The 16,570-nt window shown below is 68.0% G+C and carries 13 protein-coding genes; 8 read left to right on the forward strand and 5 right to left on the reverse strand.

Going from position 1 to position 16,570, the window contains the following annotated elements:
* Window positions 1-8: 8 nt before the first annotated feature.
* Genes ACY466_RS08360 through ACY466_RS08370 form a run of 3 tightly spaced genes read left to right on the forward strand, consistent with a single transcriptional unit; the run spans window position 9 to window position 3,686 of the window.
* Window positions 9-1,406, forward strand: a complete 1,398-nt coding sequence (locus ACY466_RS08360; RefSeq protein WP_463251561.1) for an acyl-CoA synthetase — start codon at window positions 9-11, stop codon at window positions 1,404-1,406.
* Between the two features lie 31 nt (window positions 1,407-1,437).
* The gene (locus ACY466_RS08365; protein WP_463251563.1) at window positions 1,438-2,454 is read left to right on the forward strand and encodes an NADP-dependent oxidoreductase; all 1,017 of its coding nucleotides are present in this window, start codon (window positions 1,438-1,440) and stop codon (window positions 2,452-2,454) included.
* Between the two features lie 56 nt (window positions 2,455-2,510).
* Window positions 2,511-3,686, forward strand: a complete 1,176-nt coding sequence (locus ACY466_RS08370) for a lipase family alpha/beta hydrolase (protein ID WP_463251565.1) — start codon at window positions 2,511-2,513, stop codon at window positions 3,684-3,686.
* Window positions 3,687-4,207: 521 nt separating this feature from the next.
* On the opposite strand, the gene ACY466_RS08375 is transcribed toward ACY466_RS08370, so the two are convergent.
* The 5 genes from ACY466_RS08375 to dapD form a co-directional block, all read right to left on the reverse strand.
* Entirely contained in the window at window positions 4,208-6,025 is a 1,818-nt protein-coding gene (locus ACY466_RS08375; protein WP_463251568.1) for an ABC transporter ATP-binding protein, read from the reverse strand.
* On the reverse strand, window positions 6,018-7,811 hold the full coding sequence (locus ACY466_RS08380) for an ABC transporter ATP-binding protein (RefSeq protein ID WP_463251570.1): 1,794 nt from the start codon (window positions 7,809-7,811) through the stop codon (window positions 6,018-6,020). The genes ACY466_RS08375 and ACY466_RS08380 overlap by 8 nt, the downstream gene beginning before the upstream one ends.
* 105 nt (window positions 7,812-7,916) lie before the next feature.
* A complete protein-coding gene (locus ACY466_RS08385; RefSeq protein WP_463251571.1) occupies window positions 7,917-9,548 on the reverse strand; it encodes an acyl-CoA dehydrogenase family protein in 1,632 nt (543 codons plus the stop codon).
* Window positions 9,545-10,159: a TetR/AcrR family transcriptional regulator gene (locus ACY466_RS08390; protein ID WP_463251573.1), complete on the reverse strand. Its 615-nt coding sequence runs from the start codon at window positions 10,157-10,159 to the stop codon at window positions 9,545-9,547. The genes ACY466_RS08385 and ACY466_RS08390 overlap by 4 nt, the downstream gene beginning before the upstream one ends.
* Window positions 10,160-10,243: 84 nt before the next feature.
* Window positions 10,244-11,194: a 2,3,4,5-tetrahydropyridine-2,6-dicarboxylate N-succinyltransferase gene (dapD, locus tag ACY466_RS08395; protein WP_463251575.1), complete on the reverse strand. Its 951-nt coding sequence runs from the start codon at window positions 11,192-11,194 to the stop codon at window positions 10,244-10,246.
* 75 nt (window positions 11,195-11,269) lie between these two features.
* Between dapD and dapE the strand changes: the two genes are divergently transcribed.
* The 5 genes from dapE (at window position 11,270) to folP (ending at window position 16,559) form a co-directional block, all read left to right on the forward strand.
* A complete protein-coding gene (dapE, locus tag ACY466_RS08400; protein WP_463251577.1) occupies window positions 11,270-12,367 on the forward strand; it encodes a succinyl-diaminopimelate desuccinylase in 1,098 nt (365 codons plus the stop codon).
* Between the two features lie 15 nt (window positions 12,368-12,382).
* On the forward strand, window positions 12,383-13,135 hold the full coding sequence (locus ACY466_RS08405) for an LOG family protein (RefSeq protein ID WP_463251579.1): 753 nt from the start codon (window positions 12,383-12,385) through the stop codon (window positions 13,133-13,135).
* Complete coding sequence (locus tag ACY466_RS08410; RefSeq protein ID WP_463251581.1) at window positions 13,132-13,671, forward strand: LOG family protein; 540 nt, start codon at window positions 13,132-13,134, stop codon at window positions 13,669-13,671. Before ACY466_RS08405 ends, ACY466_RS08410 begins: the two co-directional genes overlap by 4 nt.
* A gap of 146 nt (window positions 13,672-13,817) precedes the next feature.
* The gene (locus tag ACY466_RS08415) at window positions 13,818-15,593 is read left to right on the forward strand and encodes a long-chain-acyl-CoA synthetase (protein WP_463251583.1); all 1,776 of its coding nucleotides are present in this window, start codon (window positions 13,818-13,820) and stop codon (window positions 15,591-15,593) included.
* 69 nt (window positions 15,594-15,662) lie between these two features.
* Window positions 15,663-16,559, forward strand: coding sequence for a dihydropteroate synthase (gene folP, locus ACY466_RS08420; RefSeq protein ID WP_463251585.1), 897 nt, complete (start codon window positions 15,663-15,665; stop codon window positions 16,557-16,559).
* The last annotated feature ends 11 nt before the right edge of the window (window positions 16,560-16,570 follow it).

Below are 16,570 nucleotides of genomic sequence, written 5' to 3' on the forward strand. Positions count from 1 at the left end.
CTCGTCGAGTGCTGCTCAGGTCTCTGAATTCCTATGCCGTCGCTCGTGGATCCGATCTCGAGGACGCCGTCACGGTCGGTGAGACCGTGCTCTCGCGCAGCGATCTGATCGGCGCCGGCACCTCGGTCGCCGAACGCATCATGGGTGTCGATCGAGTGGCCGTCCTGGCCGAGCCGACGGCATCCACGGTGATCGCGATCGTGGGTGCCCTCATCGCGGGTGTGCCCGTGGTCCCCGTCCCGCCGGATTCCGGCCCGGCCGAGATCGACCACATCCTCGGAGACTCGGGTGCGCGCGCGTGGCTCGGCGCGGTTCCGGAACACTCCGGGGGATTACCGGCGGTGCCGGTCCGGATGCACGCGCGGTCATGGCACAGCTATCCCGAGGCGGGTTCCGAGGCGACCGCCTTCGTTCTGTACACCTCCGGAACCACCGGCCCGCCGAAGGGCGTCGTCCTGAGCCGCGGCGCGATCGCGACGGGGTTCGACGCTCTCGCCGAGGCCTGGGGATGGACGGCGAACGACGTTCTGGTGCACGGTCTTCCGCTCTACCACGTCCACGGTCTCCTTCTCGGGCTGATCGGACCGCTGCGCATCGGCAGCCGGGTGATCCACACCGTCAGGCCGACCCCCGAGAACTACGCGGCAGCGAGCGGCACCATCTACTTCGGGGTGCCGACGGTGTGGTCGCGCGTGGTGTCCGATCCCGAGTCGGCTCGCGCCCTGTCCCACGCCCGGTTGCTCGTCTCGGGGAGCGCCGCGCTCCCGGTGCCCGTGTTCGAGGCCCTGTCCGCGGCCACCGGGCTCGAACCCGTCGAGCGCTACGGCATGAGCGAAACCCTGATCACGTTGAGCACCCGCGCCGACGGAGAGCGTCGTCCCGGGTGGGTGGGCGTTCCGGTGCGCGGGGTGGAGACCCGGTTGCGGTCCGAGTCCGGCGACGAGGTTCCGCACGACGGCGAGAGCATCGGCAGCCTGCAGGTGCGAGGGGCGCAGTTGTTCGACGGGTATCTGAATCGGCCGGAGGCCACGTCGGCATCGTGGACCGACGACGGCTGGTTCGTCACCGGCGATGCGGCCGTCATCGACGGCGACGGGTTCCATCGCATCGTCGGTCGGGAGTCGACCGACCTGATCAAGACCGGCGGGTTCCGGGTCGGCGCCGGGGAGGTCGAGACGGCCGTACTCGGCGTGGACGGGGTTCGAGAGGTGGCGGTGGTCGGACTTCCCGACGAGGATCTCGGGCAGCGCATCGTGGCGTTCGTGGTCGGCGATGTGGATCCGGATGCCGTGGTTTCTCATGTGGCACAACAGTTGTCGGTGCACAAGCGGCCGCGGGAGGTGCGCGTCGTCGACGAACTGCCTCGCAATCCCATGGGTAAGGTCCGCAAGAACCTGCTGTCCTGATCCGCGAGCCCCGAAGAGTAGCGTCGGGACGATGACCACCACTACCCGCATCGTGCTCGCCTCCCGCCCCCACGGAACTCCGTCCGCCGAGAACTTCCGTACCGAGACCGCCGAACTACCCGAGGTGGGCGAGGGACAGGTGCTGTTGAAGACCCTGTATCTCTCGCTCGACCCGTACATGCGGGGCCGGATGAGCGACGCGGAGTCCTACGCGGAGCCGGTTGCCGTCGACGACACCATGGTCGGTGGCACCGTGAGCGAGGTTCTCGAATCACGCAGCGACCGGGTGAAGGTCGGCGACACCGTGCAGTCGTACTCGGGGTGGCAGACCCACGACGTCGCGGACGCGAAGCAGCTGCGCGTCCTCGACTCGTCCGCAGCGCCGGTGTCCACCGCGCTCGGTGTGCTCGGGATGCCCGGGTTCACCGCGTACTCCGGCATGACCAAGATCGGGCAGTCGAAACCGGGCGAGACCGTCGTGGTGGCGGCCGCCAGCGGCCCCGTCGGGTCCGCGGTCGGCCAATTCGCCAAGGTCAAGGGCGCCCGCGCGGTCGGCATCGCCGGTGGACCCGAGAAGTGCGCCTACCTGATCGACGAGCTCGGCTTCGACGCGGCGATCGACCACCGGGCCGAGGACTTCCGGGCGCAGCTGAAGGCCGCGACCCCCGACGGCATCGACGTCTACTTCGAGAACGTGGGCGGCGCGGTCGCGGCGGCGGTTCTGCCGCGTCTCAACCTGTATGCGCGCATCCCGGTCTGCGGCCTGATCGCGCAGTACAACGACACGCAGGCACCGGAAGGACCCGACCGGCTCCCCGGCTTCTTCACCCGTGTGCTCACCAAGAGCCTCACCATCCGAGGCTTCATCCAGAACGAGTACGTCGCGGAGTTGTACAAGGACTTCCTGCGCGACGTGTCGGGATGGGTCGAGTCCGGCGAGTTCAAGTACCGCGAGGACGTGGTCGAGGGGCTCGAGAACGCGCCCGAGGCGTTCTTCGGCCTGTTGCAGGGCAAGAACTTCGGCAAGCTGGTCGTCAAGGTCGCCTGACGCTGGGCGCTCGGAGAACCTGTACTGCCGCGCGGCCGTCGGGTTAGAGTACAAGTGTGCACTCAACAGGGGGACGTAACGAAGTGGCGGGTGCGGCCGACGTGGTGGCGTCGGCCATCACCGAGATCAGCCGGCCCGTGCAGGGGACCCATCGCGCGATCAACGGCATCGTGTTCGGCATTCTGGGACCGCCGGCCGCACCCGTCCGTGTGGCGAACGAGGTGATCTCCGACGCGGTCTACGCCATGGTGCGCGGCGGGGGACGAGTCGCGGCGAAAGCGGTGGCCGCGGGCTCCACCCTGCTGCCGCCCGAGGCCGTGTCGCACGCCGTGACGTCGTCCGCACCCGGATCGGTGCTGGTCGGAGCGGTCAACGGACTGCTGGGGGATCGGCTCGTCGCCGAGGGTAACGATCTGGCCGTCGAGCTCGGCCCGCACCACCAGCGGCGAGTGGTGGCCAACGACACCGCCGTGCTCACCGCTGCGTTTCCCATGGCGACGGGTCACATCGCGGTGCTCGTCCACGGGTTGGGGGAGACCGAACAAGCCTGGTACTACCGCCACGGCGGTCGCGGGAGCTACGGGGAGATACTGGCCGAGCACGGAGTCAGCGCGGTGGCGCTGCGATACAACACCGGTACCGGCATCGTCGACAACGGCGCTGCGCTGGCGTCGCTGGTCGGGGAGCTGGTCTCGGTGTGGCCCGTTCCGGTGACCCGCATCGACCTCGTCGGGCATTCGATGGGCGGGTTGGTGCTGCGGCGTGCGTGCGCCGAACCCTCGGCGAAGGCGTGGTTGCCGTTGGTGCGCACCGCGAGCTACCTCGGCACGCCGCACGAGGGTGCGCCGCTGGCCGACGGTGCCTACAAGTTGGCGAACGCGTTGCGCAAGGTGCCGCAGACCACGTCGTGGGCGGACCTGATCGATGTGCGCAGTCAAGGGATCGACGATCTTCGGCGTGCCACGAATGTTCCCCTGGCCGAGGGAGTGCGACACGTCGCGATCGGCGCCACCCTGGCCGCGGATCCGCACGCCTGGTGGGCCGATGCGGTGGGTGACGGCCTGGTGACGCTGCGCAGCGCTCGTGGTCCGATCGACGAGGTGTACACCTTGCCGGGGACGGGACACCTGGCGTTGCTGACGGATCCGCGCGTGGCCGATGTGCTGGTGGAGCTGATGGCGGATTCGTCGCCCAAGAAGATCACGCACGGGCGGGACGTGCAGAAGACCTAGACGCTCCTCGCGTTGTGTCGGGCGGTCCCCGGTTCGCACTGGTTGTAGGGATTCGCACCGATTGCAGTGTGCTGCAGGGGGTGTGTGCTGTGGGTAAGGGGTGCGGATCGACGGCATCCGGGGAAAAATCGGTATCGCTTCTCGTCGCGCCCCGTCATGCTTGCTCTCGATCACGCCGAACGACGACATCGAGGAGGAGGCATCGTGCACAACGACCCCATCGTGTTCTGGAATCTGCTGGTCGCGGATCGCGAGGCGAGAGTGCTTGCCTCCCAACGTAAGCGGTTGAACGCGGCGCAGAAGCAGGCCAGGCGGGACGAGGAGCGCTTGCGTCGGGCGTGGGCGGAGCTCGACCGGGCGTTGGCGACCAGCGAAGCGTCGCGGGCGCGGTTGGGCCGAGTTGGTCGACGCCTGACCGTCCGCCCGCTCCCACGCGCTCGATTCTGCGACCGAAATGGTCGACTGCGCGCGAAATGTCGTTCGCGGGTGCACGTTTCGGTCGCAGAATCGGGTGGCGGGAGCTAGACCAGGCTCTCCCGCCACGCCGCGTCGAGGTGCGCGAATTTGCCGTCCGCGGCGATCAGGGCGTCCGGCGTCCCGTCCTCGACGATCGCGCCGTCGGCCATCACCAGCACGCGGTCGGCGATCGCCACGGTGGAGAGTCGATGCGCGATGATCAGCGCGGTCCGGCCCTGCAGAATGGTCTCCAGGGCTTGCTGCACGAGTCGCTCGCCAGGGATGTCGAGGCTCGAGGTCGCTTCGTCGAGCACGATCACCGACGGTGCGGCGAGAAAGACCCGAGCGAATGCGACGAGCTGACGCTGACCCGACGAGAGCCGACCTCCTCGTTTGCGGACGTCGGTGTCGAGACCGTCGGGCAGGGTGGAGACGAAGTCGGTGAGGCCGACCGCCGCCGCGGCGCCGCGTACCTCGTCGTCCGTCGCGGAGGGTCGCCCGAGTCGGATGTTGTCGGCGATGGAACCGGAGAACATGAACGATTCCTGCGTCACCATGACGACGTTGCGACGCAGATCCTCGTCGGCGAGCTCGCGTAGATCGGTTCCGTCGAGCCGAACGGCGCCGTCGCTCGGGTCGTAGAAGCGAGCGAGAAGCTTTGCCAACGTGGACTTCCCGGCTCCGGTGGCGCCGACCATCGCCACCACCTGCCCCGCGGGGACGTGGAGCGAGAAGGTCGGCAGCACCGAGGCGCCTTCGGAGTAGGCGAAGTGGACGTCGTCGAAGTCGACGGTCCCGGAGGCGATTCCGAGGGGTGTGGGGTCGGCCGGCTCGGGCACCGTCGGCGTCTCCTCCAGCACACCCGAGATCTTCTCGAGTGCGGCGGCCGCCGACTGGTAGGCGTTGAACACCTGGGCCAACTCGTCCAGCGGGCCGTAGAACCGACGTAGATACAACACGTAGGCCGTCAGGACTCCGATCTCGAGCTGCCCGTCGATCACGCGCCAACTGCCGACGACGACGATCACCGCAAGGGTCACGTTGCCGATCCAGCGCACCAGCCCGCTGTAGGTGGCCATGCTGCGCAGCGAGGTGGTGGTCGCGTCGCGGTACTCCGAGTCCTCGGCGTACAGAATGTCCTCGTTGCGCTTCTCGCGGCGGAACACCTGCACCGCGCGAATGCCCACCATGGACTCGACGAAGTGGACGACGACCTTCGCGATCGAGACCCGGGTACGACGGTATCCCTGCCGTTGCCGACGCTGGGACCACCGCGTCACCAGCAGAAGCGGTACGAACCCGACGAGCACGATGGCGGCAAGGGGCGCATCGAGATACACCAGAATGACGGCGATCGAGACCACCGACAGGATGGCGGTCAAGGCGTCGTTCAGGGCGCTCTCGAGGAGAGTCTGCAGCGACTCCACGTCACTGGTCAGCCGCGAGATGACTTTGCCCGACGTGTATTTCTCGTGAAACGACAGCGACAGGCTCTGGGTGTGGCGGAACACCCGTTCACGGAGGTCGAACAGAATGTCCTGGCTCAGCCGCCCGGACACCATGAGGAAGGCGTACGTCGTGGCGCTGCCGAGGAACCCGACGCCGACGTATCCGACGATCGCCCAGACCAGTGGGGCCCACCGCCCGTCGACGGCCGCCGACACGCCGTTGTCCAGGGCGTAGGCGATGAACAGCGGACCCGCGACGAAGGCCAGATTGTCGAGGAAGATGATGGCGAGGGCCACCGCGGTCCGCGCCCGGTGCGGTCGTAGCAACGACAGCAGCAGGGCCCGAGAACGTCCGGCCAGCACCAGATTTCCGGTGCGGTCGATGTCGGCCTCCTCGCCGCCGACGCCCCGCCAGTCGGTCTGTGGATCAGCCATCGACCGACCCCATGACGTAGCGATACTTCGCGGACGTCGCGAGCAGATGCTCGTGCGTTCCCTCTTCCACCACGGTTCCGTTCTCCAGGTGAACCACTCGATCCGCCAGCGCGGCGGTCGAGGGTCGATGGGCCACGAGCACGGTCGTGGAATGGGTCAGGACTCGGCGCAGCGCTCGCTGCACCTTCGCCTCGGTGTCGACGTCCAGGGCGGACAGAGGATCGTCCAGAACCAAGATGCGGGGTCGCCCGAGTACGGCACGAGCCAGCGCCAGTCGCTGACGTTGTCCACCGGACAGGCTCATTCCCTGCTCACCGATCCGGGTGTCGAGCCCCCAGGGCAGATCCGAGACGAAATCGGTGGCGTGCGCGACGTCGAGTGCCTCGCGTACGTCGTCGTCGGTGGCGTCGGGCTGTCCGAGCGCGACGTTCTCGCGAACGCTGGCGGAGAACAACACCGGATCCTCGAAGGCCACGGCGAGGACGGACCGCAGGTCGGCGAGGCGAAGGTCGCGCACGTCGACGCCGTCGACGGTGATCGAGCCTCGTGTGACGTCGAACAGGCGCGGGATCAGTGTCGTGAGCACGGTCTTGCCGCTGCCCGTGTTGCCCACGAGCGCCACGGTTTCACCCGGCGCCACGGAGATGTCGACATCGCGAAGAAGCGCCGTCGGAGCGTCGGGAAAGCGGAACGCGACGTGATTCATGGTCAGATGACCACGAAGTGGATCGGGCAGATCGACCGGAGCGTCGGGGTCCGTGATCGTGTCCGGGGTGTCCATGATCTCCCAGTAGCGGTCCGCGGCGGTTCGGGCGTTGTTCAGTTCCGCCAGCAGAAAGCCGAAGGACTCGATGGGCCACAACAGGAATGCCACGATCGCCATCGTGGCCACCAGGACGCCGGGCGTCATGGTCCCTCCGACGATGGAGTACGTGCCGAACGCCAGCATCGCGCCGATCGCGATCGGGGGCAGCCCGACGATGATCGTCCAGAGAACGGCGAGGTAGCGCACCTTGGTCAGTTCGGTCGTGCGCAATGTCGATGCCTTGGACAGGAACTTGCGACCGAGATGAGCGCTGCGGCCGAAGGCCTTGAGCACGCGGATGCCCTGGACGGACTCCTCCACGGTGGTGGTGACGTCACCGACCTGATCCTGAGCGTCTCGCGCGACCACGCGATAGAGCTCCTCGAAACGAACGCAGGCGACGACCAGCGGCACCGAGACGACGAGCATGATCACCCCGAACTGCCACGCCTGCACCAGCAGAATCACCAGACCGACCACCAGGGTCACCGCGTTGACGATCAGGAACGGACCGATGAACGCAACGAAGCGGCGCAGGGACGACAGATCCGAAATGGCGCGGGAGAGGAGCTGACCGGATTCCCAACTGTCGTGACTCGACACCGACACGCGCTGCAGCTTCGCGAATACCGCTGCGCGAGCGGTCACCTCGAATCGGCTCGACGGTCCGGACACCAGAAAGCGCCGGAGCCAGATACCGAAGGCGTCGACGGTGCCGAGCGTGAGGAGCAGAGCGGCCGGCCACCAGACGGCGTCGAAGTCACGATCCGCGATGGGTCCGTCGACGACCGTCTGGATGACGAGGGGAATCGCGAGGCCGGTGAGCGTCGCGACGAGTGCGACCACGACGGCGCCGATGTACGACCACCGGTGGGGGCGAAGGAAGGGCGCGAAACGCCGCAGTGAGGACACCGGTGTGTCCTCGTTCGGGTACGGCCGATCCGCGGTCGGGGACGGAGGATCGAGCACTCCCGTGGACACTGGCGACTCCTTGGGTCGGCGACTGACGATCGTGTCATCGGTCGCCGAAGGAACCAACCGATTTATCGCTCCCCGGATTCCCGGACCGGCCTCGCTCGGTGACGATCACACCTTCGGTGTCGACCGCTCGATGATCGCTGCGGTGTCGACGCCCGTCGGCAACGTGCCGTACACGCTGCCCCAGTCGCCGCCGAGGCGGCTGCGGGTGAACGCGTCGGCCACGGCCGGGTGTCCGTGGCGCACCAGCAGGGAACCCTGAAGCGCGAGAGCGAGATCGCCGACGACGCGTCGGGCGCGGTGTTCGAGGGTGTCCGGATCGTCGAAGGACTTCTTCAGTACCCGCACGGCTCGATCGAGGTGTGCGTCGGCGCCTGCGGCGCAATCCAACTCGTCGAAGAACACGCCCAGGGTCTCCGGTTGCCGGGCGACGGCACGGAGGGTGTCCAGAGCGGCGACGTTGCCGGATCCCTCCCACACCGACAGAAGTGGAGCCTCGCGGTAGAGCCTCGGCATCCGCGATTCCTCCGCATATCCGTTGCCGCCCAAGCATTCCAGGGCTTCGGCCGCGTGGGCGGGCCCGCGCTTGCACACGAAGTACTTGCTCACCGCGAGACCGATCCGACGCAACGCCGTGGCTCGGGCATCCCCGGCCGCGGCGTCGTCGGTCAGCGCGGCCAACCACAATCCGACGGTGGTGGACGCTTCGGCTTCGACCGCGAGGTCGGCGAGAACGTTGCGCATCAACGGTTGATCGACGAGGGCCTTGCCGAAGGCGCGCCGGTGCGTCGCGTGATGGATCGCCATCGCCGTTCCGGCTCTCATTCCCGTGGCCGACCCGAGTGTGCAGTCGAGCCGGGTCATGTTCACCATCTCGATGATGGTCGGAACTCCGCGCCCCTCGTCGCCGACGAGCCACGCCACCGCGTTCTCGTACTCGACCTCACTGCTGGCGTTGGAGTGGTTGCCGAGTTTGTCCTTGAGCCGCTGGATCGCCATGTGGTTGCGAGTGCCGTCCGGCATTACGCGGGGGAGCAAGAAGCAGGACAGGCCGCCCGGGGCCTGCGCGAGCACCAGCAGGATGTCGGACATCGGAGCCGAGGTGAACCATTTGTGGCCGGTGATGCGGTACGTGCCGTCCGACTGCGGTGTCGCGGTGGTGGTGTTGGCTCGCACGTCGGACCCGCCCTGCTTCTCGGTCATCGACATACCGGCGGTGAGCCCGGTCTTCTCGAGCGGCGCGCGCAGACTCGGATCGTAGGAGCGGTTGGTGAGCAACGGTTCGTACTGTGCGGCGAGGTCGGCGTTCGCGCGCAGAGCGGGGACGACGGCGTAGGTCATCGAGATGGGGCAGCCGTGCCCGGCATCGACGGTGCCCCACACGCTGGACTTCGCGGCTCGAACGAGGTGGGCGTGCGGGGACTCCTCGCGCCACGGGGCACCGTGCAGGCCCAGTTCCACTGCCGTGGTCATCAACCGGTGATAGCTGGGGTCGTAGACGACTTCGTCGATCCGATTCCCGAACCGGTCGTGGGTGTGCAGCACCGGTGGGTGCTCTTCCGCCAGGTCGCCCCATCTCTGGGCCTCCGCACTTCCGGCGAGTCGGCCGATGCGGTGGAGGTCGTCGACCGCGTCGTGCGCACCGTCGCGCTGCAGGGCCTCCAGGATCACCGAATACTCCGCGACATCGTGACCGAGAAGGGGTGGAACCTGGTTGGTGACGGTGTGTGTTGCGGTCATGGTGCATTCCCATCCGTGGAGGTGCCGAGGGCGCGTCGGGTGAAGCGTTCGAGGGCGGCGACGATGTCGGGATCCGCAATTCCGCGCGCCAAGGGAAGGACCAGGGCCTCGCCGATGGCGCCGACGAGGCAGGCCGCGGTCACAGCGGGGTCCTGCTCGGGAATCTCGCCCGCGGCGACACCGGCCGCGATCTGCGCGGCGATGACGTCGGCGTACGTTTCGCGAAACACGAGGCGTTCGGCGTCGACGAGCGGATCGACCGGTTCGGCGAGCAGCGCGTATGCCGACCGTGGGGCCCGCAGGGCCCGGTCGGCGAAGGTGCGAACGGTGGCCAGGACCGCATCGACCCGCGTGCGGGCGGCGGCGCCGGCGGCCGTCGCCGCGTCCACCTCTCGGCGGCACGCGCCGCGGAAGACCTCGGCGAACAGTTCGCCCTTGGTGGGGAAGTGCCGGTACACGGTCCCGGTGGCGACGCCTGCGCGCGCGGCGACCTCCGCGACGGAGCATCCCGCGTACCCGCGCTCGCCGACGAGCTGGGTCGCGGCGGTCACCAGCCCGGTGCGCGAGGCGTCGATGCGCTCCTGCACGGCAGGGGTCCGTCGGTAGGCCATTCAAGAAGTGAACACGCATTCACTTCTTGCTGTCAAGGCAAGGATCGTGACCCGTGTCGGGACCGTCCTCGTGTGCTCCGCCGGTCAGTCGTTCGCGTGCAGTGCCGCGTTCAGCTCGACGCCCGTTCCCTTCCAGGGGACCACTTCCACGGCACCGGACACCGAGTTGCGCCGGAAGAGCAGATTGGATTTGCCGCTGAGGTCGGCGGCCTTGACCACGGTGCCGTCCGGTCCGGTGACCTTGGTGCCCGCGGTGATGTAGAGACCTGCTTCGACGACGCAGTCGTCGCCCAGCGAGATGCCCAGTCCGGCGTTCGCCCCGAGGAGGCACCGCTGTCCGACGGAGATGACGGCCTTGCCGCCGCCGGACAGGGTTCCCATGATCGATGCGCCGCCGCCGACGTCGGTGCCGTCGTCGATCACGACGCCGGCCGAGATGCGGCCTTCGACCATCGACGATCCGAGCGTGCCGGCGTTGAAGTTCACGAACCCCTCGTGCATGACCGTCGTGCCCGACGCCAGGTGGGCACCCAGTCGAACGCGGTCGGCGTCACCGATCCGGACGCCGGTGGGCACCACGTAATCGACCAGGCGGGGGAACTTGTCCACGCTGAGGACTGTGACGTGCCCGCGGGCACGCAGCTTGGCCCGTGTGGTCTCGAAGCCGTCGACGGCGGCGGGACCGAAGTTGGTCCACACGACGTTGGCCAGCAGGCCGAACTGACCGTCGAGGTTCACCCCGTGCGGCCGGACGAGTCGGTGGGAGATCAGGTGCAGACGCAGGTAGACGTCGTGCGCGTCGGTCGGGGCCTCGTCGAGGGAGGCGATCGTGGTGCGCACGGCCACGATCTGCAGGCTTCGGGCCTCGTCCGACCCGACCAGCGACGCGAGTTCCGCGGGCACGTCGGATCCGGAGAGACGCGTGGTTCCGGACTCGTCGAACGAACCGAGTTCCGGCGCCGGGAACCAGGTGTCGAGCACCGTTCCGGAGTCCGTGATGTGGGCGATGCCGATTGCCGAAGCTCCTGAAGTCACGGCCCGGAGTGTATCGGCCGGGCCCCTCGCCGACGCGTCGGGCCGGGGTGTCCGGCGGGCTCTAGAGTCGGTGCGGTGAGCGCATCCGTTTCGCTGGACCTGACCGCCGACCCCATCGACCTCACCGCCGCGCTGGTGGATATCGAGAGCGTGTCGCGCAACGAGTCGGTGATCGCCGACGCCGTCGAGGTCGCGCTTCGCGAGCAGACCTCGGGATTCGAGGTGATCCGCAGCGGCAACGCGGTGCTCGCGCGAACGAATCGCGGCCGGCCCACCAGGGTGATCCTGGCCGGGCATCTCGACACGGTTCCCGTCGCCGACAACGTCCCCAGCCGTCGCGAGACCACGGCCGACGAGGGCGACGTGTTGCACGGATGCGGGACGGTCGACATGAAGTCCGGGGATGCGGTGTTCCTGCATCTCGCCGCAACCGTGGCCGATCCCACCGCGGACCTGACCCTCGTCTTCTACGACTGCGAGGAGATCGAGGCGTCGGCAAACGGGCTCGGTCGCATCGAACGCGATCTGCCCGAATGGTTGCGCGGAGACGTCGCCGTCCTGGGGGAGCCGACGGGCGGGTTCATCGAGGGCGGATGTCAGGGCACGCTGCGATTGCGATTCACCGCCGCCGGAACCCGAGCGCACTCGGCGCGATCGTGGTTGGGCGACAACGCGATCCACAAACTCGGTCCGCTGTTCGATCGGCTCGCCGCCTACGAGGCTCGGAGCGTGGACATCGACGGGTGCGTCTATCGCGAAGGGTTGCAGGCAGTTCGGGTCCACGGCGGAGTCGCGGGCAACGTCGTTCCCGACGAGGCCGGAGTCGACGTCAACTTTCGGTTCGCGCCGGATCGTTCCGTGGAACAGGCCGTCGAGCACGTCCTGAGCGTGACCGACGGCCTCGACCTCGCCGTCGAGGTGACGGACCGTTCGCCGGGGGCATTGCCCGGTCTGTCGGCTCCCGCTGCCGCGGCGTTGGTGGCGGCCGCGGGGGGACAGTTCCGGGCGAAGTACGGCTGGACGGACGTGTCCCGGTTCTCGGCCCTGGGCATCCCGGCCGTCAACTACGGACCCGGAGATCCCAACCTCGCGCACAAGCGCGACGAGAGGGTCCCGGTGCGCCAGATCACCGAGGTCGCCGACGTCCTGCGGCGCTACCTGTCGGCGCCCTGACCTAATCTCGTCACCATGGCATCGGACACCGGCGACCAGACGCCCGCCCGTACCGCGAACTATCGCGGCCCGATCATGGACCGTCGGGAGAGCGCGGGATCCACCACCGATCAGCGCCTGCTGGATTCGCGGGGTTCGTCGGCGTGGGTGCACACCGACCCCTGGCGCGTGTTGCGGATCCAGAGCGAATTCGTCGAAGGTTTCGGCGCACTGGCCGAGCTTCCCCGCGCGGTGACGGTGTTCGGCTCCGCCCGCACGAAGCCCGACAGTGCGCAGTACGAGGCCGGGGTGCAACTCGGCGCTCGACTGGCCGACGCCGGCTACGCCGTGGTGACGGGCGGCGGACCCGGAGCGATGGAGGCGGCGAACCGTGGTGCGTGCGAGGCAGGCGGGTTCTCGGTGGGCCTGGGCATCGAGTTGCCGTTCGAGCAGTCCCTCAACGAGTGGGTCGATCTCGGCGTCAACTTCCGATACTTCTTCGTTCGCAAGACCATGTTCGTCAAGTACTCGCAGGCATTCGTCTGCCTCCCCGGTGGTTTCGGCACCCTCGACGAGTTGTTCGAGGCGCTGACCCTGGTGCAGACGCGCAAAGTGACTCGGTTCCCGATCATCCTGTTCGGCGTGGAGTTCTGGTCCGGCCTGCTCGAGTGGATCAGGAACACCCTCGTGGCGTCGGGCACGGTGTCGGAACACGATCTGGAGCTGATCCGGTGCACGGACGACGTCGCCGAAGCGGTGCGGTGGATCGACGAGAGCACGACGGCATGAGTCCGCTCGCCGTCTGTGTGTACTGCGCGTCGGGGCCGGTGCAACCGGAGCACATCGCGCTCGCGAGCGCCGTCGGAGCCGAGATCGGGCGCCGCGGCGGATCCCTGGTGTCCGGCGGCGGGAACGTGTCGATGATGGGCGCGGTCGCAGCGTCCGCGCGCACGGCCGGCGCCCGGACGGTCGGGGTCATCCCCAAGGCGCTGGTCCACCGCGAGGTGGCGGACGTGGACGCGGACGAGTTGGTGGTGACCGACACGATGCGCGAGCGCAAGCAGGTGATGGACGACCGCGCCGACGCGTTCCTCACCCTGCCGGGCGGCCTGGGCACGCTCGAGGAGCTGTTCGAGACGTGGACCGCGGGGTATCTCGGCATGCACGAGAAGCCCGTCGTGCTGCTGGATCCGTCCGGACACTTCGCGCCGATGCTGGACTGGTTGCAGTCGCTGTCCGGTACGGGTTTCGTCTCGCCGGCGTCGTTGCGACGACTGGTGGTGACCACCGACATCGACGCCGCCCTCGACGCGTGCGGTTTGTGAGGTTTCGGCGGGGGCGTCGAGTTTCGAGTCCGAGTCGACCACTGGTTATTACTATTCAGTAGGGTAAGCGTCGTCACATCGGGCTGCAGGAGCGGCCCGCTCTACGGGCTGCAGGAGCGGCCCGCTCTACGGGGAGGAAGCACTACATGGTCGCCGAGGCTCGTCACACCGTCGGATTGCTCGACATGGCTCGATCGTTGCCGAAGATGACCGGGGCGCTTCCCAGTGTCATCCGGGGAGTGCCCGGCTTTCTGCGCAAGCCGGACGACAAGGAGTCGATCGGCCACATCTTCCAGCGCGCGGCCGGCAAGACGCCCGATCATCCGTTCCTGCGGTTCGAGGGCGACACCCTGACCTACGGTGAGGCCAACGACCGCGTCAATCAGTACGCGTCCGTCCTGACCGACCGCGGCGTGACGCGCGGCGACGTGGTGGGGGTCCTGGCGAAGAACTCGGCGCGCACGCTTCTCATCGCCCTGGCGGCCGTCAAGCTCGGAGCCACCGCCGGAATGCTGAACTTCAACCAGCGCGGTGAGGTACTCGAGCACAGCCTCGGCATTCTCGACAGCCGCGTACTGGTGGTCGACGAGGACTGCCTCGAGGCGCTCGACTCGCTCGACGAGGCGCTCCCGGAGAAGGTGATCCTGCACGCCGGTGACCTCGACGCGAAGGCCGCGTCCGCGAGCACCGAGAACCCGGCCGCGACCACCGAGATCAAGGCCAAGGAGAAGGCGTTCTACATCTTCACCTCGGGCACCACCGGCATGCCCAAGGCCAGCCTGATGAGCCACTTCCGGTGGCTGAAGTCGATGTCCGGGCTCGGCAGCATGGGTGTGCGTCTGAACAAGGACGACGTCCTGTACTGCTGCTTGCCGCTCTACCACAACAACGCTCTCACGGTGTCGCTGTCCTCGGTGCTCGCGTCCGGCGCCACCATGGCCATCGGCCGCCAGTTCTCGGTGTCCAAGTTCTGGGACGACGTCCGTGTCAACGAGGCGACCGCCTTCACCTACATCGGTGAGCTCTGCCGCTACCTGCTCACCCAGGACGAGAAGCCGGATGATCGGAACAACAGCATTCGGCTCGTGGTGGGCAACGGCCTGCGACCGGAGATCTGGCACGAGTTCACCACCCGCTTCGGCATCGACCGGGTCGCCGAGTTCTACGGTGCCAGCGAGTGCAACATCGCGTTCATCAACGCCTTCAACCTCGACCGCACGGCGGGTTTCTGCCCCCTCCCGTACGCGGTCGTGGAGTACGACGACGAGTCCGGCAAGGCCAAGCGCGGGTCCGACGGCCGGTTGAAGAAGGTCCCCAGCGGGGGCATCGGGTTGCTGCTCTCCAAGATCACCGATCGCGCCCCCTTCGACGGGTACAGCGACGAGGAAGCGACCAAGAAGAAGCTCCTCGAAGACGGATTCAAGGACGGCGACTGCTGGTTCGACACCGGCGATCTGGTGCGCCAGCAGGGATTCCGGCACGTCGCGTTCGTCGACCGACTCGGTGACACCTTCCGATGGAAGGGCGAGAACGTCGCCACCACGCAGGTCGAGGGCGCCATCGGCTCGCACGCGAGCGTCGACCAGGCCGTGGTGTTCGGCGTCGACGTTCCCGACACCGACGGCAAGGCCGGTATGGCCGTGGTGAAGCTCCGGAGCGGCAAGGAGTTCGACGGTTCGGATCTCGCGGAGCACGCCTACTCGAGCCTGCCGCCCTACGCGATCCCGTTGTTCGTGCGCGTCGTGGAGTCCCTCGAAGCCACGTCCACCTTCAAGAGCAAGAAGGTCGAGTTGCGCAAGACCGGCTACGACATGGACGGCGAGGGCGATCTGTACGTGCTCGAGGGCCGCTCGAAGGGCTACGTGCCGGCGTACGACGACTACGCGGACCAGGTCGGCGCGGGCAAGCTTCCCAAGGGCTGACCCCTCGGCTACGGGGCTGACCTCCTCGAACGGGCGTCCGCGCACAGCGCGGGCGCCCGTTCGGCCATCATGGAGGACGTGAGCGCAACTTCAGTCCCGACGCCCGCCGCCACGCTGTGCGGTAGGCCGGTCGCCGTCGACCGTGCCCTGGTGATGGCCATCGTCAATCGAACCCCGGACAGTTTCTACGATCGCGGCGCCACGTTCGAGGACCGCGCCGCCATGGATGCCGTGCACCGGGCCGTCGACGAGGGCGCGGACGTGGTGGACATCGGCGGGGTGAAGGCCGGTCCTGGCGCAACCGTGGACGCCGAGGAGGAGACCCGCCGGGTGGTGCCGTTCGTCGCGGCGATCCGGGACGCCTACCCCGATCTGATCATCAGCATCGACACCTGGCGAGCCGAGGTGGCCCGGCGTGCGTGCGGCGCGGGCGCCGACCTCGTCAACGACACGTGGGCCGGGGCCGACCCGGACCTGGTGTCGGTCGCTGCCGAACTGGGTGCGGGCATCGTCTGCTCGCACACCGGGGGCGCCGTGCCCCGCACCCGTCCGCACCGCGTCCGGTACGCCGACGTGGTGGCCGACGTGGTCGCCGAGACGACCCGCGCTGCCGACGCGGCCCTCGCGGCGGGCGTGCGCGCGGACGGAATTCTGGTCGATCCGACCCACGATTTCGGCAAGAACAGCTATCACGGGCTCGAACTGTTGCGTCGGATCGACAGTCTTGTAAACACCGGATGGCCTGTCCTGATGGCGCTGAGCAACAAGGATTTCATCGGGGAGACTCTGGGTGTAGGACTTTCCGAGCGCTTGGAGGGAACGTTGGCCGCAACAGCTTTGACCGCATCACAGGGCGCCCGCATGTTCCGGGTGCACGAGGTGGCAGCAACACGACGGGTGGTCGACATGGTGGCAGCGATCGCGGGGACCAGAGTCCCGGCACGAACCGTGCGCGGTCTGGCGTGACCGCGGCGAAC

The organism is Rhodococcus sp. K11/5, assembly GCF_055193735.1.

Bases quoted from the DNA above. Each gene is read 5' to 3' on its own strand.
- ACY466_RS08365 (WP_463251563.1), top strand. From the start codon at position 1,438: ATGACCACCACTACCCGCATCGTGCTCGCCTCCCGCCCCCACGGAACT.
- ACY466_RS08375 (WP_463251568.1), bottom strand. From the start codon at position 6,025: ATGGCTGATCCACAGACCGACTGGCGGGGCGTCGGCGGCGAGGAGGCC.
- ACY466_RS08405 (WP_463251579.1), top strand. From the start codon at position 12,383: ATGGCATCGGACACCGGCGACCAGACGCCCGCCCGTACCGCGAACTAT.
- ACY466_RS08385 (WP_463251571.1), bottom strand. From the start codon at position 9,548: ATGACCGCAACACACACCGTCACCAACCAGGTTCCACCCCTTCTCGGT.
- ACY466_RS08410 (WP_463251581.1), top strand. From the start codon at position 13,132: ATGAGTCCGCTCGCCGTCTGTGTGTACTGCGCGTCGGGGCCGGTGCAA.
- folP (WP_463251585.1), top strand. From the start codon at position 15,663: ATGGAGGACGTGAGCGCAACTTCAGTCCCGACGCCCGCCGCCACGCTG.
- ACY466_RS08415 (WP_463251583.1), top strand. From the start codon at position 13,818: ATGGTCGCCGAGGCTCGTCACACCGTCGGATTGCTCGACATGGCTCGA.
- ACY466_RS08390 (WP_463251573.1), bottom strand. From the start codon at position 10,159: ATGGCCTACCGACGGACCCCTGCCGTGCAGGAGCGCATCGACGCCTCG.